At 34.1% G+C, this 22,055-nt stretch carries 16 protein-coding genes; 8 read left to right on the forward strand and 8 right to left on the reverse strand.

Features of this window, described 5'->3' with window-relative positions; genetic code table 11:
* Nucleotides 1-12: 12 nt before the first annotated feature.
* Together lolD and lolC are read right to left on the reverse strand one after the other, a co-directional pair.
* Complete coding sequence (gene lolD, locus ACGH47_RS06225) at nt 13-705, reverse strand: lipoprotein-releasing ABC transporter ATP-binding protein LolD (RefSeq protein ID WP_411622996.1); 693 nt, start codon at nt 703-705, stop codon at nt 13-15.
* Nucleotides 698-1,900, reverse strand: a complete 1,203-nt coding sequence (lolC, locus tag ACGH47_RS06230; protein ID WP_411623038.1) for a lipoprotein-releasing ABC transporter permease subunit LolC — start codon at nt 1,898-1,900, stop codon at nt 698-700. The genes lolD and lolC overlap by 8 nt, the downstream gene beginning before the upstream one ends.
* Before the next feature lie 160 nt (nt 1,901-2,060).
* Between lolC and mfd the strand changes: the two genes are divergently transcribed.
* The 5 genes from mfd to mmuM all read left to right on the forward strand — a co-directional run bounded on the left by mfd (nt 2,061) and on the right by mmuM (nt 11,526).
* Complete coding sequence (gene mfd, locus ACGH47_RS06235; protein WP_411622997.1) at nt 2,061-5,519, forward strand: transcription-repair coupling factor; 3,459 nt, start codon at nt 2,061-2,063, stop codon at nt 5,517-5,519.
* A gap of 470 nt (nt 5,520-5,989) precedes the next feature.
* Nucleotides 5,990-7,495 carry a DUF945 family protein gene (locus tag ACGH47_RS06240; RefSeq protein WP_267360032.1) on the forward strand — a complete coding sequence of 502 codons (1,506 nt, stop codon included), beginning with the start codon at nt 5,990-5,992 and terminating at the stop codon, nt 7,493-7,495.
* A gap of 101 nt (nt 7,496-7,596) precedes the next feature.
* A complete protein-coding gene (locus ACGH47_RS06245; protein ID WP_411622998.1) occupies nt 7,597-9,141 on the forward strand; it encodes a DUF945 family protein in 1,545 nt (514 codons plus the stop codon).
* Nucleotides 9,142-9,194: 53 nt separating this feature from the next.
* A complete protein-coding gene (gene mmuP / locus ACGH47_RS06250; RefSeq protein ID WP_411605263.1) occupies nt 9,195-10,592 on the forward strand; it encodes an S-methylmethionine permease in 1,398 nt (465 codons plus the stop codon).
* On the forward strand, nt 10,585-11,526 hold the full coding sequence (mmuM, locus tag ACGH47_RS06255) for a homocysteine S-methyltransferase (protein WP_411622999.1): 942 nt from the start codon (nt 10,585-10,587) through the stop codon (nt 11,524-11,526). Before mmuP ends, mmuM begins: the two co-directional genes overlap by 8 nt.
* A gap of 139 nt (nt 11,527-11,665) precedes the next feature.
* On the opposite strand, the gene ACGH47_RS06260 is transcribed toward mmuM, so the two are convergent.
* Together ACGH47_RS06260 and ACGH47_RS06265 are read right to left on the reverse strand one after the other, a co-directional pair.
* Complete coding sequence (locus ACGH47_RS06260) at nt 11,666-12,220, reverse strand: YbhB/YbcL family Raf kinase inhibitor-like protein (protein WP_411623000.1); 555 nt, start codon at nt 12,218-12,220, stop codon at nt 11,666-11,668.
* Nucleotides 12,221-12,307: 87 nt separating this feature from the next.
* The gene (locus ACGH47_RS06265) at nt 12,308-12,919 is read right to left on the reverse strand and encodes a riboflavin synthase subunit alpha (RefSeq protein WP_411623001.1); all 612 of its coding nucleotides are present in this window, start codon (nt 12,917-12,919) and stop codon (nt 12,308-12,310) included.
* 307 nt (nt 12,920-13,226) lie between these two features.
* Between ACGH47_RS06265 and crcB the strand changes: the two genes are divergently transcribed.
* Together crcB and ACGH47_RS06275 are read left to right on the forward strand one after the other, a co-directional pair.
* A complete protein-coding gene (gene crcB / locus ACGH47_RS06270; RefSeq protein ID WP_267351896.1) occupies nt 13,227-13,604 on the forward strand; it encodes a fluoride efflux transporter CrcB in 378 nt (125 codons plus the stop codon).
* 109 nt (nt 13,605-13,713) lie between these two features.
* Nucleotides 13,714-14,112 (forward strand): cell division inhibitor SulA, encoded by a 399-nt coding sequence (locus tag ACGH47_RS06275; protein WP_267351895.1) that lies wholly within the window; start codon nt 13,714-13,716, stop codon nt 14,110-14,112.
* Between the two features lie 257 nt (nt 14,113-14,369).
* On the opposite strand, the gene plsY is transcribed toward ACGH47_RS06275, so the two are convergent.
* From plsY to ACGH47_RS06290, 3 genes are all read right to left on the reverse strand, one after another.
* A complete protein-coding gene (gene plsY / locus ACGH47_RS06280; RefSeq protein ID WP_267351893.1) occupies nt 14,370-14,966 on the reverse strand; it encodes a glycerol-3-phosphate 1-O-acyltransferase PlsY in 597 nt (198 codons plus the stop codon).
* Between the two features lie 163 nt (nt 14,967-15,129).
* A complete protein-coding gene (gene uvrA, locus ACGH47_RS06285; protein ID WP_411623039.1) occupies nt 15,130-17,970 on the reverse strand; it encodes an excinuclease ABC subunit UvrA in 2,841 nt (946 codons plus the stop codon).
* Between the two features lie 372 nt (nt 17,971-18,342).
* Nucleotides 18,343-18,813: a YhcH/YjgK/YiaL family protein gene (locus tag ACGH47_RS06290; protein WP_267351891.1), complete on the reverse strand. Its 471-nt coding sequence runs from the start codon at nt 18,811-18,813 to the stop codon at nt 18,343-18,345.
* Between the two features lie 410 nt (nt 18,814-19,223).
* Here ACGH47_RS06290 and ACGH47_RS06295 point away from each other — a divergent pair, with 410 nt between their 5' ends.
* On the forward strand, nt 19,224-19,589 hold the full coding sequence (locus tag ACGH47_RS06295) for a nuclear transport factor 2 family protein (RefSeq protein WP_411623002.1): 366 nt from the start codon (nt 19,224-19,226) through the stop codon (nt 19,587-19,589).
* A 572-nt stretch (nt 19,590-20,161) separates the two neighbouring features.
* Here ACGH47_RS06295 and ACGH47_RS06300 read toward each other — a convergent pair.
* Entirely contained in the window at nt 20,162-22,048 is a 1,887-nt protein-coding gene (locus ACGH47_RS06300) for a UvrD-helicase domain-containing protein (protein ID WP_411623003.1), read from the reverse strand.
* Nucleotides 22,049-22,055: the final 7 nt, after the last annotated feature.

Here is a 22,055-nt window from a genome sequence, read left to right on the forward strand (position 1 = left end):
TAAATCGTTTTTTTAATGTCCGCTTTCAGAAAGCTGCCCGTCACTCATAACCAATTGTTTATCTAATTTTTTAGCCAATTCAAGATCATGAGTAACAACCAAAAAAGCTGTTCCTTGTTCTTTATTGAGTTTGATAAGCAAATCAAATATGGCATCCGCTGTTGTTTTATCCAAGTTTCCGGTGGGTTCATCCGCCATGACTAAAGACGGGTTATTAATTAATGCCCGTCCTATTGCCACACGTTGACGTTCACCGCCCGATAGTTCGGATGGACGATGGTCGGCTCGGTTTGTTAAATTAACCGATGCTAACATGTCTTTTGCCCGTTTTTTGGCTTCATTGGGCGATACACCACCAATTAATAGTGGCATAGCGATATTTTCAAGTGCAGTAAAATCCGGTAAAAGGTGATGAAACTGGTAGACAAAACCGATATCTTGATTGCGTAATTTTGCTTTTGCTTGTTCTGATAATTGATTAAGCTGTTGTGATTTGAATATGATTTCACCTGATGTCGGTTTGTCCAATCCACCCAGTAGATGTAATAGTGTACTTTTACCCGAACCTGAACTTCCTATAATAGCGAGTAATGATTGAGGATGAAGATCAAATGAAACATTTTTTAAGACTTCAGTCACCATTTTCCCTTCTTTATAAGTTTTATAGAGATTTTTAGCAGTCAGTAATGGCTGAGTATTATTCATAACGTAGCGCCTCGGCAGGTTGAATGGTTGCAGCACGATAAGCAGGATATAAGGTTGATATTAGCGATAACATGAGTAATCCGATAATAATAAAAACAATTTGTGAAGGTTCGATTAATGTCGGTAATTCTATACCTGCAAGCGATAAATCTAAGGTTTCCATGATGTTATTTAAGTTACAAGCAAGTACAAGTCCTAATGTGCTTCCTAGTAGTGTACCTATTACCCCTGAACTTGCGCCTTGTATGATAAAAATTAGCATTATTTTAAAACGTGATAATCCTTGAGTTTTTAAAATGGCCACTTCACCTTGTTTTTCCATCACCAATAAACTTAAAGACGTAATAATATTAAATGCTGCAACAATCACGATAAGGCTAATCAGTAAACCCATGACGTTTTTTTCCATTTTTATTGCTTGAAATAATTCGCCTCGTTTTGCTCGCCAATCTTTAAATTCAAGTCCCTCCGGTAGCGGAGTATTCGTAATTTCAGCAATCTGTAAAGGGTGTTTTAAAAATAATCGCCAACCGGTAATTGTATTAGCTGGGTAACGGAGTAATTTTTGAGCATCGGTTTGGTTGACATAAATTAAGGTTTGGTTAATGTCATGGTTAACCGAAAATAGTCCAACAACAGTAAATAAACGTTGTGATGGTATACGCCCTACTGGTGTGACCTGACTGGCATCGGTAACCATTAAACGTATTGTATTACCTATTGTCACGCCGAGTTGATTGGCTAATGTTTGTCCTAAGATTACATTATATTGCCCAGCCTGTAGATCGGATATCGATCCGGTATAAATATAATCTTGAATGGGATCATCATCTTCAGGATTGATGCCCATCAAGGTACTTACATTGATACTTTGTTCACTTTGCAATACCACGTCGCTAGTGACTAACGGCGTAATGCGACTTACGCCATTAATCTGTCCAAATTGTTCATATGCCGTGTTATCTATGACGATTTTGCCTTGTGGTGTGGTGATTTGTGCTTGCGGTAAGAACTTTAAAACACTATTTTGCATCTGATCTTCTAGTCCATTCATGACCGATAACACCAGAATTAATCCCAATGATCCAAGCATGATCCCTATCATCGATAACCATGAAACAAAGCGACCAAAGCCATCAGTCTTTTGACCGTATACATAACGTAACCCAATATAAAGCACTAATGGACGAAATATTTTTGACATAAATGTTTATCATTTCCGAAACTTTTTGACAAAGTTTTGCAAGTTAAATAGAAGACGTTTATCATACAGGATTAAACAGTTATAGAAAACATCCAAGTAATTACGTTATAATGTATTAATACTTTTTGCACCAATATCAATTAAATTTATCATGTCTAAAAAACTCAATATTTCAACACTTATTCCACAAAAACCCGGTGAAGTAAAACAGTTTGGACAACTGGTGGGATCCTCATTATCGAAACTGTGTGCCGATGCAATTGCTGCGCATAACGGTTTAGTGGTGATTGTCACCGATGATATGCAGCAAACAACCCGCATTTATGAAGAGCTGAAGCAATTTAGCCATTTTCCGGCTATTTCGTTTCCTGATTGGGAAACCTTGCCTTATGATAGTTTTTCACCTCATCAAGATATTGTATCTGAACGCTTATCTTGCCTTTATCATCTTGCACATTTAACCAAAGGCGCGTTAATTTTACCGATCAATACGTTAATGCAAAAAGTTTGCCCAAAAAGTTATTTAGGTGGGCATGTGTTCATTATGAAGAAAGGCTTACAAATTAGCCGTGAACATTTGCGAATGCAATTAGAAAATGCCGGTTATCGCGCTGTTAGCCAAGTCATGGAACATGGCGAGTATGCCACACGAGGCGCACTTTTTGATATTTTTCCTATGGGTAGCGATAAACCTTATCGTATTGATTTTTTTGATGATGAAATTGATAGTATCCGAACGTTTGATGCTGAAACACAACGAACGCTTGAAGAAATTGTTGAAATTGAGTTATTACCAGCTCATGAGTTTCCTTTTGATAAAGCGGCTATTGAATTGTTTCGTAGCCAATGGCGTGCAAAATTTGAAGTCAGATTAGAGCCTGAAAGTATTTATCAGCAAGTCAGTAAAAATATCTTACCAACAGGGATTGAATACTGGCAAGCCTTGTTTTTTAGTGAGCCGTTAACGACACTTTTTTCTTATTTTTTAGATAATACGTTAATTATTAATACGGTCAATATCGAGCAGTTTGCCAATAAATATTGGCAAGATATTAATCAACGTTATGAAAGTCGCAAAGTTGATCCTATGCGTCCTTTACTTGAACCCGCGGTTATTTGGTCTAAAACGGATGAAATCTTTGCTAATTTTAAACATTATCCAAGGATGATTGTATCGAATAACACGGTGGATGAGTCATCGAAAAATATCAATTTACCTTTTATGAGTTTGCCTGATATTGGTTTTCAGATTCAATTGAAAGACCCTTATCATCAATTTAATCAATTCACTGAAAACTTTAATGGCAAGATTATTTTTTCGGTTGAATCAGAAGGTCGTAAAGAAGCATTACAAGAGATTTTAGGTCGAATTCGTATTTATCCAACCAGCATTAATCAGCTTGATCAGCAAGCAACGGTTGATAACCGCTTTTGTGTCATGGTCGGTGCGGGTGAACAAGGTTTCATTGATGAGCAACAGCATTTTGCTTTTATTACTGAAAATGAACTGTTAGGACGACGTGTTATCCGTCGTAAAAATGAGAACAGACAAGCTATTAATACCGATAGTTTAGTTCGCAGTTTAGCCGAATTAACCCCTGGTAAACCTGTCGTGCATTTAGAGCACGGTGTAGGACGTTATGCTGGGTTAACGACGTTAGAAACAGGCGGTATTACGGCTGAATATCTTATTTTGCTTTATGCAAATGATACCAAACTTTATGTACCGGTTTCATCGCTTAACTTGATCAGCCGTTATTCTGGCGGTGATGAAGAGAATGCGCCTTTAAATAAATTAGGAACAGATGCTTGGAGCAAAGCCAGACAAAAAGCAGCAGAAAAAGTCCGTGATGTTGCCGCCGAATTGTTAGATATTTATGCGGAGCGTGAAAGTAAACCAGGATTTGAATTTAAGCAAGATCGTGAACAATACGAACTGTTTTGTCAAGCCTTTCCTTATCAAGAAACGGAAGATCAACAAAATGCCATTGGCGCCGTTATCGGGGATATGTGTTCACCTTATGCTATGGATCGATTGGTTTGTGGGGATGTCGGCTTTGGCAAAACTGAAGTTGCAATTCGCGCTGCTTTTTTAGCTGTCGTCAATCAAAAGCAAGCCGCAGTTTTGGTGCCAACCACCTTACTTGCTCAACAACATTATGAAAGTTTTTGTAATCGTTTTGCTAATTGGCCAATACGTATTGAAAGTTTGTCTCGTTTTAAAACCGCAAAACAGCAACGAGCTGTCATTGATGCACTTGCAGAAGGTAAAGTCGATATTGTCATTGGCACGCATAAATTATTGCAGGATGATGTAAAATGGAAGGATCTTGGTCTATTGATTGTTGATGAAGAGCATCGCTTTGGTGTTCGTCAAAAAGAACGTATCAAAGCTATGCGAGCCAATATCGATATTTTGACCCTAACTGCTACCCCTATTCCTCGAACATTGAATATGGCGATGAGTGGCATGCGTGATCTTTCTATCATTGCCACGCCTCCTGCTCGCCGATTAGCAGTGAAAACCTTTGTCAGAGAATACGATGATTTAGTGATTCGAGAAGCTATCCTGCGCGAAATTTTGCGTGGTGGTCAAATCTATTATTTACATAATGATGTCTCGGATATTAATAATGTGAGTGAAAAGCTAGCCGAATTAGTGCCAGAAGCACGTATTGGCGTTGGTCATGGTCAGATGCATGAACGCGATTTAGAACGAGTGATGAATGATTTTCATCATCAACGTTTTAATATTTTGGTTTGTACCACCATCGTTGAAACCGGTATCGATATTCCTAACGCTAATACGATTATTATTGAGCGTGCCGATAAATTTGGTTTAGCGCAATTGCATCAGTTGCGTGGTCGGGTTGGTCGGTCGTATCATCAAGCATATGCTTATTTATTAACACCACATCCTAAATTATTGAGTAAAGATGCCAAAAAACGTCTTGATGCTATCGCAACCCTAGAAGATTTGGGTGCAGGTTTTGCTTTAGCAACGCATGATCTGGAAATTCGAGGTGCAGGCGAGTTGTTAGGAAGCGATCAAAGTGGTCAAATTGAAACTATTGGGTTTAATTTATATATTGAACTACTAGAAGATGCCGTAAAATCCTTAAAAGAAGGAAAAGAACCTACGCTTGAATCACTATTGACCAGTCAACAAACGGAAATTGAGTTACGTTTACCTACATTGATTCCAGACGATTTTATTCCGGATGTTAATACTCGTTTATCTTTGTATAAACGTATTGCGAGTATCAATAATTTAGATGAATTGACCGATATACAAGTTGAAATGCGTGATCGTTTTGGGCAATTACCTGATGCAGTTCTCTTTTTGTTAGAAACAACTAAAATTCGTTTTCATGCTAATCAATTAGGCATTACTAAAATTGAATTTGGTGAAAAAGGTGGATTTATCGAATTTGGTAGTAATAATAAAATTTCAGTTGATTATTTAATTGAAATCATTCAAAAAGAACCTAAAAATTATCGTTTAGAAGGCAATAATAGATTAAGATTACAAAAAACTGATTTACAACGTGTAGAGCGTATTGAATATATCAAAAACTTGTTAACTGAATTTTCCACACATCAAGCATAACACACAACATCTTGAAAATTCTTTAATAAATAGCTCATTGCTCTGTATAGATGCCACCCACATAGCAATGAGCAGAGCTAAATTAATATTGCCGGTTAATTTGAAGTTAATATAAAACATTATTTGTTAGTTGAATAACTATCATGTTTTGATTCCTATCTACCAAACATTTTCTTTATCCTTCTTAATGAGTAAGGTCATACTCATTTTGACCATTAGTTAAGTTTTTTTTCTATATCGCTAAGTATGCGATGAAATTAGAATCAATATTTTCTCTAATAAATTGTGATTTTATAAAATCACTTAAAAACTCGCTTATCGTTCTGAAATCCATTAGAATTGAAAGGTCAGAATCGCATAAAACTATTTATTCATAATAAGATAGTTTATTGATAATAATTTAGTTTTACTCGTCTCTGAATTATGAGCACATAATTTATGTAATAACAATGAATTAAAAGAGAAAACCAATGAAAAAAAGTAAATTAGCTATCGGCTTTGTAGCGCTATTAGCAATCGGATATGTAGGTAGTTCATGGTATATTGGCAATAAAATTGAGAAAGAATTAGATAGTCAATTAATCAACATTAATGAAACGATTAATGGCTACCAAAATCAATATGATATATCAATCAAAACAAGCAATTATCAAAAAAATATTTTTACATCCAAATTTCACCTTACTATAACCGAAAAACCCCGCATTGAATATGATGTCAATGAACCAAAAACCGTTTTTGATGACGATATAACTATCCATCATGGTCCATTCCCTATGGCCGCATTAATTAAAGGTAACTTTGTCCCCCAATTGGCATGGATTGAATATGAAATGACTGAAAAAGACAATCCAACTCTTTGGAAACTTGCAGGAGATAAACCTTTTATTACCGCCACTATGGGGATTAAATTTAGTGATTATGTCGTCACAAAAATTACCACAAAAGCCTTGAATACTATTGACATGCCTCAGTTTAAAGAAGGAATAGATATTTCAGAAGGCAACATCACCATCACCAGTGATTTAAATGAATTGACCTCATCGATGTCTATAAAGCTTGATAAATTAAGATATAAAATTGATCAGGTTAGTTCAATCTCATTGAGCAATCTTAAGGTTAACTTAGAAAATAAAGGAGATGATATCGTTGATCTAAACTCAAACGTTGATACTTTAACGATAAACGCTCGATCAAGTCTTCCAGTCCAAATAGATATTGATAATATAAGTAGTTCAGCTCAGTACACAATAACATTTGATCCGATCAATGGAGCTAATATACCTAATTATCAATCCAAGATGAACATAGAAAAATTGAAAACAACTGTCTTAAGTTTCAATCCACAAGCGCCATTTGTTTTTAATAATATATTCTTTAAGCAAGATGTTCGATCTAATCCAAATAATAGCTCAGAGGGCAGTTATGAGGCTAGTATTGAATCGTTCAATTTTGGCAAACAAAATTTAGGTCATGGTGAATTTAAGTTTAATTTTGAAGGATTTAACACAAAGAATCCGTTTGAAAGTTTATTCATTGAAAAAAATGCATCTGACTTTTCAAAAATTCAATGGGATGGTTTGTTAAATTGGCATAATGCTTCAGGCGATATTATTGCCAACACATCAGCGATAGTCGATAACAACTTATCAACGGATGACAATAATAATGATATTACCCCCGATCGCATGTTAAGTTATAACATTCAGATTCCATTTAAAGTATTAGCACGTATGTGGGCACAAACGGAAAATTACAATGAAACGGATGTGACTGATGATATGATTGCTGGAAAATTATATATGATTAATTTAATCGCGAAATCTAAGATTAAAGATCATCCTCTTATTTCTATTGATGAAGATAAGCAAGGTATCTATCTGGATTTGAAAACAAAACAGAGTGATTCTGACGTGATAATCAATGGACAAAAAATGAATAAAAATGATTTTAATCGTCTAATTCTTTCTCTTTAAGACTCTTTTTAGTTACGCCTAATTAGCTTGATAGGCTAACTAGGCGTTGCTTTAGGTTTATCAAAATCAAATTAATAATTATAAAAAATAACGGGAAAACAATGAAAAAAATTAAATTTACAATAGGAATAGTTGCAGTCTTAAGCATAGGATATTTAGGTTCAACTTGGTACATTGGCAATAAAATTGAAAATGAAATTGATAATACCCTGTCATTAATCAGTGAAAAAATTAATGGCAGCAAGGATATGAGTAAGATCAATATAACCAAAAGCCATTATGATAAAGGTCTATTCTCAACGAAATTACACCTGACTATCACCGAATCAGTAGATAATCAAACGGATCTTGAGAATGATAAAAATATCCTCTTTAGTGATGATATTACAATTTATCACGGCCCTTTTCCTATCGTCAATATCGCTAAAGGTGATTTTACACCTCAAGTCGCAATGATAGATTATCAAATGACTGAAAAAGCATTTCCAGAGCTTTGGAAATGGTCAAATAACCAATCATTCATCACTGGTCATGCCAATTTAAGTTTTCAAAAAGAGTTCAGTATTTATTTGAAAAATAACCCTATTAAGATAAATCTAGTCAATCATGTGTTTGGCGAAAACAATTTGTACTTAACTGAAGGTGAGTGCTTTTTCAATGTTTCTAAAGATTTTTCAACTGTCAGCGTAAATTCACACTGGGACAAATTAGAATTAACATCGGAATTCAGAAACCTATCCTTGAAACTTGATCAAGTTTCTATCAAAACCGAGCCCGAAAGCAGTCATAGCTCTTTAAATTATGTATTGGAGTTGAAAAATCTTTATTATTCAGAAGAAAATTATGATCTTATTGACAGAAATTATCAATATGTTACGACATATAAAAAAGAGCTAAATTTTCAGGATGTAAAAGCTGTTAGAAATGGTGATTTTAAAAAAGGAATATTACATAACAATTTAACCATAAATAAAGTTATATCCCAGAATTTTTTCAATGACAACGCAACCGCCATATTAAACCAAATATTAATTAATCAATCAGTAAATCAAACTGATGAGAATTATTATGATTCAATAGACTTTAAAATAGGCTCATTAACGTATGGAAACCAAAACCTTGGTTCTATCTCCTCGAATAATGAATTTATAAACATGGATGGAATCAGTATGCTGTCGTTTGTATTAGGCGAATTTGGATTTGGAATAGAATTTAGCGATCCTTATGATGTTAATCCTGATAAAGATAATAGGAGCATGTCCTATAAATTTAATTGGCATACTGATGTCGGCGATATTAATGCTGATTTGCTAGTGGATTATAAGAGTAATACCAGTTTTCGTGGATTATCTTCTAACGATAATATCAATCAATTCAAACTTAAACTTGATATGCCATTTAACGTTATAAATTATATTGCAGCTCAATTTGAAAATCATCAACAAAATGTTGTTACACAAAAGCAAATTGATGAAATAGATATAGGAAATGATATAAAATCGTGGTTAGAAGATTCAATTCTTTTCACTTTTGATAAAAATGGAATGAAAGGGATATATTCAGATGCCAACTATTCAGGTGATACACATCAAGCAGAAGTGAATGGTAAAATTTATAGTAAAGACGATTTTTTCACTCATTTTTGATGTGAATTGAGACAATAAATAATTTTTTAATACGCTAGCGGACATACCATGTTATGAACAATCATCTATCTAAATCACCTGAGAATCAATTTAAACGTACTATGCAAACTCGGCATTTAATTATGTTATCGTTAGGTGGCGTGATTGGCACAGGATTATTTTTTAATACCGGTTATATTATTGCAACCGCAGGAGCCGTGGGAGCGATTATTGCCTATTTAATTGGTGCTTTGGTCGTTTTTTTAGTTATGTTGTGCCTTGGTGAACTTGCGGTTGCTATGCCCGAAACCGGTGCTTTTCATACGTATGCTTCCCGTTTCATTAGCCCCGCTACTGGCTATACCGTTGCTTGGTTATATTGGCTAACCTGGACAGTTGCATTGGGTTCAAGTCTAACCGCTGCGGGTATGTGTATGCAGTATTGGTTTCCGGATATTTCTGTTTGGGTTTGGTGTTTAATTTTTTGTGCAGTTATATTTGTTTTGAATATTGTGACTGCACAATTTTTTGCAGAAAGTGAATTTTGGTTTTCAATAATTAAAGTCATTACGATTATAGTTTTTATTATTGCGGGCAGCGCAGCTATTTTTGGTTTTATACCGATGAAAAACGATATGCCAGCCCCATTTCTACACAATATTACAGATAATGGTTGGTTTCCACATGGATTGACACCTATCATCATGACAATGGTATCGGTTAATTTTGCCTTTTCTGGTACAGAACTAATTGGTATTGCTGCGGGTGAAACTAAGCAGCCTGAAAAAAGTATTCCTTTAGCCATAAAAACAACCATTTTACGGTTAATCATTTTTTTTGTTGGCACTATTTTTGTACTGGCGGCTTTATTGCCCATGGAACAAGCAGGCGTCATTAAAAGTCCTTTTGTGATGGTTTTTGAAAATATTGGTATCCCTTATGCTGCAGATATCTTTAATTTTGTAATTTTAACTGCCATTTTATCGGCGGCTAATTCAGGACTTTATGCATCAGGTCGAATGTTATGGTCGTTATCAAATCAAGGTACTTTGCCTAAATGCTTTTCAAGATTAACCACTAAAGGGATTCCAACCACCGCTATAACGGTGAGTATGTTAGGGGGATTACTGGCGTTGTTTTCTAGTGTGATTGCACCCGATACAGTCTTTGTTGCGTTAACAGCTATTTCAGGTTTTGCCGTGGTTGCTGTTTGGTTAAGTATTTGTGTATCACATTACTTTTTTAGGCAAAAGCTTTCTCAAGAACAAATTATTAATTTAAAATATAAAGCGCCCTACTACCCTTTAGTCCCGATTCTAGGCACAATTTTGTGCGTGATTGCCTGTATTGGACTGGCTTTTGATCCCGAGCAACGAATAGCACTATATTGTGGCATCCCTTTTGTCATTGTTTGTTTTATGGCTTACCATTTGACGCATAAGTATCACACTCGAGTTACTCAAAATGATTAATAATAATCCGATTAAGAATTTATTAAACCAAAAAAACTTTATCATTGTTGACGGTGCACTTGCCAGCGAGTTACAACGTCGTGGAAGCGATTTAAATGATAGTTTATGGTCAGCAAAAGTATTATTTGAGCAACCTGAATTAATTCGGCAAGTTCATTATGACTATTTTAAAGCTGGCGCAGACTGTGCCATTACAGCAAGTTATCAAGCAACACCTTTAGGATTTGCTAAAAAAGGCATTAATCTCAACGATTCTATTGCGTTAATACAAAAAAGTGTTGAACTTGCACAACAAGCTAAACAACAGTATTTAAGCGAATTAGACCAACCTAAACCTTTACTTATTGCCGGGTCTGTTGGGCCTTATGGCGCCTATTTAGCTGACGGTTCCGAATATACAGGAGCCTATCAACTGAGTGAAGAAGCCTTTATGGACTTTCATTATGTCCGCATAAAAGCACTTATCGATGCCAATGTGGATTTACTCGCTTGTGAAACCTTGCCTTCTTTTACTGAAATAAAAGCATTAACAAAGGTGATTAAACAATTTCCTAAAATAAGTTGCTGGTTTTCATTTACACTGAAAGATGATCAGCATCTGAGTGATGGAACACCGTTATCTTTAGTTGTCGAATATTTAAATAATATTGAGCAAATTGCCAGTGTAGGCATCAATTGCATTGCATTAGAAAAAGTGACAAGGTCACTAAATGTATTAAACAAACTCACATCAAAACCATTAATCGTTTACCCAAATTCTGGCGAAGTATATGATCCTTTAATCAAACAATGGCACCCTAACCCGCAACATAATTGTACATTTGCTAATCAGTTAACAAACTGGATAGAATCTGGTGCTAAATTAATTGGCGGTTGTTGTCAAACCACACCTAACGATATTGCTAATATCGCTAAATTCCTGCAAGATAAATAAAACTTTCCGTTGAGTAAGTATACAAAATCAAATAATGTTGATTTTGTATACTTTGGGTTTGATTATTTGATTTCGATATTATCAAGCTTTTATATTCAATCACTAATTAAAGACTTCATATTGAAGAGTAACTTTCTCATCAACGACCGTAATTGAAGGTAATGGATGCTTTAGCGATTTGATGCGAATTGATGATAAAACCAACTAAAGCTGGCGTTGTTTTATCATCAACATTGATATTGTCTATATCAAGTGCATAGAGTGTAAATTGATAACGGTGATTAGAGTTTTCTGGTGGGCAAGGTCCGCCATAATTTGCCGTACCAAAATCATTACGAACTTGCTGACTTCCTTTAGGCAATAAATCAATATTATTACCAGCTGATTGCTTTAACGCTGTCGTATCGACCGGAATATTGACAACCGTCCAATGCCACCATCCTGATCCGGTTGGCGCATCTGGATCATACATGGTTAATGCCAAACTTTTTGCTTCTTTAGGTACATTATTCCATTCAATGCTAGGCGATAGGTTTTTACCCTGACAACCAAATTGATTATAAATAAATTGATCTGTAAAACCATTTTTATTTAAATCAGGACTGGATAGCTGCATTTCAGATGCATAACTGTAACTAGTGAATAACAATAATACTCCGTAAAACAAGGGTTTCAATTTGGTAGAATGACGCATGTTTACTCCTTATATTTTAAATGAATAAAATAAATAACTAACTTATTGACTAATCGGCAGTTTACATCACAATGTTCTATTTCAACCTCATTTAAACTTAGTTGCTAATACTCGCTCAACCGTATCAACTATCGCTTGAGTTTGTGAATCAATTTCTATATTGACTTTATCACCAACTTTTTTATTTTTAAACGTTGTTATCGCTAATGTTTCGGGAATAAGGTGGATTTTAAAACCATTTTCATCTACTTCGCCCACCGTTAAACTAGCGCCATCAATGCCGATAAAACCTTTATATAAAACATACTTTATAAACTGTTTGGGTAGTGTAAGTTGCATCTGGCAATTGGTTGCCGTTTTTTGAATATCCACAATCGTTGCTGTACAAGAGATGTGTCCAGACATGACATGTCCACCGACTTCATCGCCATATTTTGCACTGCGTTCAATATTAACGTAATCATTCAGTTTTTTATCGCCTAATGTGGTTAAAGCTAGCGTTTCTTGCATGATATCAAATGAGACCCAATCATCTGCAAAACCTGTTACCGTTAAACAACATCCATCATTCGCAATTGACGCACCAATTTCAATATTTTGCGTTAGCTGACTTGGAAGTTTAACTTTATAAGTTCGTAATTTATCTTGATCGTTAATATCAATTATTTGACCAACACCCTGTACAATACCCGTAAACATATAATTTCCGTTTAAATCTTTTGAGATCTCCATTTTATCGTAATCTAATAATAAATTTCTATGTTTATCATTCATTCCTTAACAAATCAATTTAATCGGTTAAGATTGGTTTGAATAACTTATGTTAAGTACTATTAGATATACCCTAAGAACTCTATTTTTTTGATACCCTATTGAAACTCAGTGTTCAAGCAGCGTTATTAGAATTTGTTATACAAAAACTAGTCAATATTTATTAAGTCATTTTATAATGACATTCTCATTCACTGAGTAAAAATCATTTCTCAAATTTTATTAAGGATTGTTGATGCTAAAACTTATTTTAGCCATTTCATTCGGTTCTGTAGCGGGTGGTTTACTTCGCTGGTTTTTATCACTTAAATTCAATGTGGTTGCCTTTACTATTCCAATCGGAACACTATTATCTAATTTAATTGCTGGCTATATTATTGGTTTTGCCATCGCTTTTTTTAATCATTCTAATCTTTCCCCTGAATGGCGTTTATTAATCGTCACGGGTTTTTGTGGTGGTTTATCAACTTTTTCTACTTTTTCGGCTGAAATTGTTAATTTATTGCAGGAAGGCAGAGTAACATGGGCATTAGCGACAATAGGTATCCATGTTGTTGGCTCGGTATTGATGACTTTTTTAGGCATTTGGACTTATCAATATTTTCGTTCTTGATCGCTTTGTTAGCCTAATAATTGATTAGCCTAACATAACATAAAAAATATTTACAACTTTAAAATACTGTATTAATATACACTGTATATTAATACAGTTAGAGGTCATTATGCTTATTGAACAATCATCACAACAAATTATGGCGTTTGAGTTTGAATCTCCTTTTCAGCAAGTATTACAACAACAGCGACCGTTATTACGTTCATTTAATAAAGCAAAAAAATGGCAGCTTTGGTTATCCGATAGACCGATGTTAAAGCGATCTTGGGTTAACTTTGCCGGTTTAGATAAGCAAAAAGTAATCCATATCACCAATATAAAAAATGAAAATCTGGTATCAACGATTGAAAAAGCCTTACAAAATAAAACGTGTAGTTATGTCGTTGCTTGTATTAAGCAGCTTAATGAACAAGATAAAATACGTTTGCATAACGCGGTGTTAGCCAGTGATACAACGTTATTTTTGGTCAATGATGAATCCAAAGAGCAATATACTCAATACCATTAAACTGAAAAGATGATTATTTTTGGATAAGTTAAGTTAAAAGGAAAGTGATAACACCAATTAATTCGATGAAGAATCAATCATCATCAATGTACGTGTTCTTTTTTCGAGAATTTTATTGAGATTGATACTTTTTTAGGCGAATTTCTAACTGATAATCATCAAGTAATAATTTGTGAAGTTAACAACTCATTTTTCATCGCTACCGTCATGTCAATACTGTTATGTTAACCGATCTGAATCCGACTGATGCCATTAAATTACAGTTTTAATCGCTTTAAGCTTTTTGGTTCTTCACCTTTTAATAAACGCATAATATTACTACTATGGCGAACAATAATGAGGCAAGAAAGCATAGTTACCGGTAAGGTCAACTCAGGTTTAAACAACCAAACATAAAATGGCGCCATAAGAAACCCGATAATAGCTGCAACTGATGAGTAGCCCGTTATCAATAAGGTTATTAGCCAAGTTAGTATAAAACATCCTGTAAAATCAAGTCCAATCGGTGCCATCATCCCTAATGCTGTCGCAACCCCTTTACCGCCTTTAAAATGAAAAAAACAGGGGAAAATATGCCCAAGACAAGCAGAAATGCCAATAATACCTAAAAAGAAGGGCGATATTCCTATTCGATACGCCAGATACACAGGTAGCGTACCTTTGAACATATCAAAAATTAAGACAACAATAGCAGGTAGTTTACCATTAATTCGTAGGATATTGGTTGCCCCAGGATTGTGAGAGCCATGCGTTAAGGGGTTGGGCAATTTCATAGCATGACTAACTATCATAGCACCTGACAATGAACCACAAAGATAGGCGATGATGATCATCGCTAAGATTTCTAATGACAAAAGCCCCTCCCTAGATGTACCTATTTTCTGATTATTATATCGATAAAAAGTTATACTAATTCAATTAATGAACTTTTTATCGATGTTTATTAATAGAGAAATAAATAAAAGTGGGGAGTTGCCTCCCGTCCTTTTTAATCCTTTAATCAAAATTGACTCTATTTTACTTTCTTTTTTGTTTATCTAATAGTGGTTTTAAATATTGACCCGTGTAAGATATTTTGGATTTTGCAACCTCTTCTGGTGTACCTTCGGCAATAATTTCACCGCCACCATTCCCCCCTTCTGGCCCAAGATCCACAATCCAATCAGCGGTTTTGACGACATCTAAATTATGTTCAATGACGACAATAGTATTACCTTTATCACGTAAAGTATGCAATTGCGCAAGTAATTGTTTAACATCGGCAAAATGCAAACCAGTCGTTGGCTCATCTAAAATATAGAGCGTACTACCTGTGTCACGTTTTGATAGTTCTTTGGCTAATTTAACTCGCTGAGCTTCCCCACCCGATAATGTCGTTGCCGATTGACCAATAGTAATGTAAGCCAAACCAACATCAATCAAGGTTTGTAATTTTCGAGAGATCATTGGAACCGCATCAAAAAATTCACGCCCTTCTTCAACGGTCATATTTAAAATTTCGTTAATAGATTTACCTTTGTATTTGATCTCAAGCGTTTCACGATTATAGCGTGCACCATGACATTGATCACATGGCACATAAATATCAGGTAAAAAGTGCATTTCAACTTTAATTAAGCCATCGCCTTGACAAGCCTCACAACGTCCACCTTTTACATTAAAGCTAAATCGCCCTGGATTGTACCCTCTGGCTCGTGCTTCAGGTACTCCTGCATAAAGCTCACGAATCGATGTAAAAAATCCGGTATAAGTAGCAGGATTTGAACGTGGTGTTCGTCCAATCGGACTTTGATCTATCGCGATAACTTTATCAAAAAAGTTAAGACCTTTAATGGATTTATAAGGTGCAATATCACTTTTTTCAGCGCCATTGAGTTCATTTTGAGCGAGTGGGTATAATGTATCATTAATTAAAGTGGATTTGCCCGATCCCGATACCCCAGTGATACAGGTAAACAGTCCGACCGGAATATTTAACGTGACATCTTTAAGATTATTACCCGTTGCCCCGATTAGCGATAACATCCGTTTTTTATCAACTTTGGTACGCGTTGCGGGGATTTCGATTTTTTCTTTACCGGATAAATATTTTCCTGTAAGCGATGCATTATTTTCCATGATTTGTTTAGGTGTTCCTTGAGCCACAACTTCGCCCCCGTGAACCCCTGCCCCCGGACCAATATCAATCACGTAATCGGCAGCCATAATCGCTTCTTCATCGTGTTCAACCACAATGACAGTATTACCTAAATCACGTAAATAAGTCAATGTATCAATTAAGCGAGTATTATCACGCTGATGTAGACCAATAGAAGGCTCATCAAGTACATACATTACGCCAACTAAACCGGCACCGATTTGACTGGCTAAGCGAATACGTTGCGCTTCACCGCCGGATAAGGTTTCTGCCGAACGTGATAACGTTAAATAATTAAGTCCAACATTAATTAAAAACTGTAATCGGTCATTAATTTCTTTCAGAATTTTTTCTGCAATTTGGGCACGTTGACCGGTTAACACTAAGTTGTCAAAAAATTCTTTTGCTTGTTGAGTACTTAAATCACTAATCGTTGGTAAATTTGTATCGTTAATAAATACATGTCTTGCTGTTGTACATAACCTTGATCCATGACAACATGGACATGGGCGGTTACTGATGTATTTAGCTAATTCTTCACGAATCGTTTGTGATTCGGTTTCTTTATAGCGACGCGTTAAGTTATTTATGATACCTTCAAAAGTATGTTTTCGTTTAACCACATCACCACGATCATTAGTATAAACAAAGGTAATTTCGGTACTACCCGAACCATTTAATAAAATATCTTTTATTTTTTCAGGTAATTTTTCGTAAGGCTTATCAATATCAAATTTATAGTGATCCGCCAAAGATTTTAACATCTGAAAATAGTAAAAATTACGACGATCCCAGCCTTTTATTGCGCCCGCAGCTAACGAAACTTCAGGCATTTGTACAATGCGTTTAGGATCAAAGTACTGTTGAACACCTAAACCATCACATTCGGGACAAGCACCCGCTGGATTATTAAATGAAAATAAACGAGGTTCCAACTCAGAAATGCTGTAACCACAAATTGGGCAGGCAAAATTAGCCGAAAATATTTTTTCTTCAGCTTTTGGATCATCCAAATTAGCTACTTTAACTATACCATTGGTAATGGATAGTGCTGTTTCAATCGATTCTGCCAGACGTAGTTTTAAATCATCACGAATACGAAAACGATCGACAACAACTTCAATAGTATGTTTCTTTTGTAATTCAAGTTGTGGTGGATCAGATAAATCATAGACATCACCGTCTACCCTTATCCGTATATAACCGCTTGCAGAAAGCTGTTCAAAAAGCTTAACAAATTCCCCTTTACGTTCGGTCACCACTGGTGCAAGTAGCATATATCGATTTTCAGCCGGTAATGCCATAATGCTATCGACCATTTGCGACACGGTTTGCGCTGCTAACGGTAAATTATGATTTGGACAACGAGGCTCTCCTATTCGGGCAAAAAGTAACCTGAGATAATCATAAATTTCAGTAATCGTACCGACCGTTGAACGTGGATTATGCGATGTAGATTTTTGTTCAATTGAAATCGCTGGCGATAATCCTTCAATGTGATCAACATCGGGTTTTTCCATTAATGATAAAAACTGTCGTGCATAGGCGGATAATGACTCGACATAACGCCGTTGCCCTTCTGCATAAAGCGTATCAAATGCTAATGAAGATTTACCAGAACCTGAAAGCCCAGTAATAACGACAAGTTTATCGCGTGGAATAATGACATTAATATTTTTTAAGTTGTGCGTTCTCGCACCTCGAATATCGATATCTTTAATTGACATAGATCTCTTCTTAAGTATGTTTTTTGTACAATTCAAATGAAAATTTAACTGTATATTATACCAGTGATGAGTGATGAAATATAGTACTAATTCACCGTTGATGAGTTTATGGGTTTTACGGTTTTTTTATTAACACTAACAAATTTATCAATAAAATTCAATGAGCAAAATATCATAATGAGTTTTATCGTACTCCGTTAATGCCAGAACATTTAAGCATAATGTGCCAGTTAACCGACTTTTCGAAGTAAGCATTGAAAATAGATGTTCACTATTTATTAAACTCATTTGCTTGGATGCAATTTTGGCAAGTATGTCATAGTATATGCGCTAAATTCATCTCAATTTAGCGCAATGATTCCTAAATTAAAGATGATCTAAGGCTATTTTAATGACCACTTTACGAACAGTATTAATGTTATTGTTTATTGCACACAAAGGTTTATGGACTTCATTAGGAAAAAAAACAATGAAATCGTTTGAATGCAAAACCAGTAATGTTTCTTCTTTCGGGGTTTCAACAAATGCAATATCGTTAGTAGTAAGTTGATCATCGAGCCTGTTAGTGTAAGGTGGTAAAGTATTAATCGCCATTCCCTCTTGACCGTCTAATACAATTTGCACATCAATATATTTTTGATGATATTCAGGGTTAGCCTTGTCAATGTGACGAGTTGAACTATCAGAAAGCATAAAAAATATCTTATCACCGTCAATGTCATAACGCCCAATAGGCGTATTTTGATTGACATTATCTTTGATATATTCAATCGATTGCTTTATTTTGGCAGGCAAATAAGGGACTAAATTTAAATGGTTAATATTACCTAAAATCATATTTGATAATCCTTCATAAATGAAACATTACTGATATCACAAATACACAGCATTTGTTTAAGTATATACTTATCCAATACATTTTAATAGATAGACTATGATAGCCTTTAGACTTTTTTGATGCCTATGACGAATGCTTTATATTGATAAAATAATTAGTTATTGTGTTAAGTTATCCCAGTAAGATTAAAATGACCTAATATGGTCGACTTTAAACTAATCGAGTTTAAACAGAAATCGTGACATTTGATTAAGGAGGTGGTATAACACTAACAGCTAATTATTATTTACAGTCTTTATCATTATCATATCCATTTTTTAATACACAATAGCTATTCAGATCTTCTTCTTTTCTTAATAAATCATTAATTTCAATAGAATGTATGTCTTTCTAACAAAAGGTAACTATGATGAAAAATAAAGAATTGATCGAAAATTATTACAAAGATGTTTTTATTAACGGTAATGTGGATAAAATTCCTCATTATGTTGCAGAAAACTATATTCAACATAATCCTCAAGTTGAAGATGGTCAAGTAGGATTTATTAAATTTTTCAAAGGGTTTATTAAGACTAAACCCAAACTCGACATTATCAACATCAGTTGTGAAGCGAATATGGTTTACGTATTTTATAAATGTTCCCTACCAGACGGTACTGTAAATAAAGTATGTGATATTTATCGTGTCGAAGGCAATAAGATCGTTGAACATTGGAATGTCATTGAGTCCCATGTAGAAAAAGTAAAATCGGTTAATAAAAATAGTTTATTTTAGTTCATTTTATGGGATAAACATGACAACCTTATCTTGGTTGGGTTTAAAGGATAAGGTTGTTAATTAGCTAAACTCCAATATACCCATTCTGTGCTTCAAAGTTTATTTTTATGTAAAAGATAGTTTTAACATAATATCTATCTTCTACTAGTTTTGTATTTTTCTTTAACTTTTTCTTTTAAATTATAAAAGATAAATGGTCTACTCGAATTTTTATCATAAATAGGGGTTTTTTATAATTAGTGAATGCAAAAAAGATACAGTATCAATAATCAATTCGATTTATGTGAAACCACTTTAATTTGTATTTTAAAATTACTATTATTTAGAGCTTTATTGATATATATTGCTAGATTATGGCAGACTGAAAAGAAAATACTCATTGCTAATATTTGGTAGCTTTATTGCAAGAGAGCCTGCTTCCTTTCTATTGGTCTTCCATAGAAAGATTCAGACATGAGAGAATCATCGTTGATGAGGTAAATTTAAATTGGTTTATAATTTGTATTCATCCTATCCCCCGCTTTAACAACTAAAATGATAAAGACTAGATAATGTTATAAACTTATAAATTATAGTCTAGTAATTTCATCTTCAACAAACCATTGTCTGGATAACATCTTGCTTTCAACTATATCAGGTGAATCTGTATAGACAACTAGCGCTAGACTTTCCTTTGCTCGTGTAGATGTTACATAAAATAATCGACGAGTTCTTTGTAGGTCAGTCTGCTTTCCTTCTCTTTGATTTTTGAAATCTGTTTCACTTTCAGGAACAACACCAAATAACTTCTCATACGAAGCACTTAATCCACCACGACCTTTTTTAGCATAATCATTCATGATAACCATAACTCTATCAAATTCAAGACCTTTTACCCCATGATGTGTTGCATAAGACGTTTCATCATTGATATACTTTGTGTAGTTGATTAACTGTTGATATGGAACAGTCAAAAATTGTATCCAAACTGTGTTTGCATCTTGTTCTTCTACTTTTTGTGTTTTTATAATATTTTGATATACGTGAAAAGCCTCATCTAATTTAGATGGTATTGTGAAAATTTTTTCTTCTTCAAGTATTGTTAAAACATCTAGGAAATTAAAATCACGATCAGAACAAAATAAATCTGCTAGTTTTTGAACAGATTTTTTTAAATCTGAAAGCGTTTCAATTGTAACTACTTCAGTCAAAGTTAAAGAACTTTCGATACCTTTTAAAATAGTCGATGAATTTCTAACTATTTCCATAACTTTGAAATTATCATTTTGTGAAAGAGCTTCCATTAATGGCGTTATTAATTTTGAAAAAAAAGATAATTCTGAAATAGAGCCCTCAAGTATCAATGATTTATATTTATTATCAGCATAAAAAATATCGTATAATTCAATAAAATCTTGTTGAATCGCTGCCATTCGATGTTCTAAATATAATTTTTTGACTTTATCCTCTTGATTCCATAGTGTGTCTTGAGTTATTTCAGCCATTTTACTGCAAATTTTAACTTCATTTTCTAATGAATTATCAGCCGTATTCTTCAAAATAAATAAGTGGACATGACCGTCTAGTTTATCATCCCTTGGATATTGTTTTATATTATCGCTTTCATGTCGAATATTATTAGCTAAATCAATAATTCGCTTCTGGCTTCGATGATTCATCTTTTTTTGTGGCGTCGCCCAATGCTTTTTAATATTTTTAATATATAAGGGTAAATCATGTTTTCCTTGCAAATAAATCCTTTGCATATCATCGCCTATTAGCCCTATTAAGAAATGAGATTTGTTGTTATCCTCAAGTTCTAACAAAGCCTCTATAAGTTCCTGATGAGTATCTTGGCTTTCATCAATAAGTAAAAAAGGGTATTTTTGAACAAATATAGATTGAAATATTGGTTTATTTTTAAAAAAATGAATAGTAAGACTGATCACCTCTGAATGGTTTAAAGAGTCTTTTCCATATTGAGTATTAGAGTTAGGGTTATAAGTGAATTCATAAATAGAATCTAGCTCAACTAACCTTTTTTCTGCTTTTTCTCGACGATGGGTTTTATCTCTATATGTTTTGGTATTTGTATTCCGAGCACTATTTATTTCTGCATTTAACTCTTCAATTCTAATTTTTAAATCTTCTTTTAAAAATGCTCGAATGTCTTCATTGAAGCCTTGTATAGCTGTCCAACAAAAACCATGAATAGTTGCTATATGAAAAATTGGATCTTCATTAGTTCTATGTATAATTTCATCACGGGCGGCATTGGTATATGTGATAACACCCACATATTTACCTTGTGATAAAAAAATTTCCTTATAATTATTTTTTATATAATTTAGTGCATTAACTAAAGAGCGAGTTTTACCTGAACCTGCACCTGCAAATAAAAAAAAACTTTTAGGCGTATCTAAATCTAAACAACGCTCTATTTCCTTTTCTACTTCATCATCAATACTATTAATCATTAACTTT

This window comes from Gilliamella sp. CG16, assembly GCF_046635785.1.
Lineage (GTDB): Bacteria > Pseudomonadota > Gammaproteobacteria > Enterobacterales > Orbaceae > Gilliamella > Gilliamella apicola_I.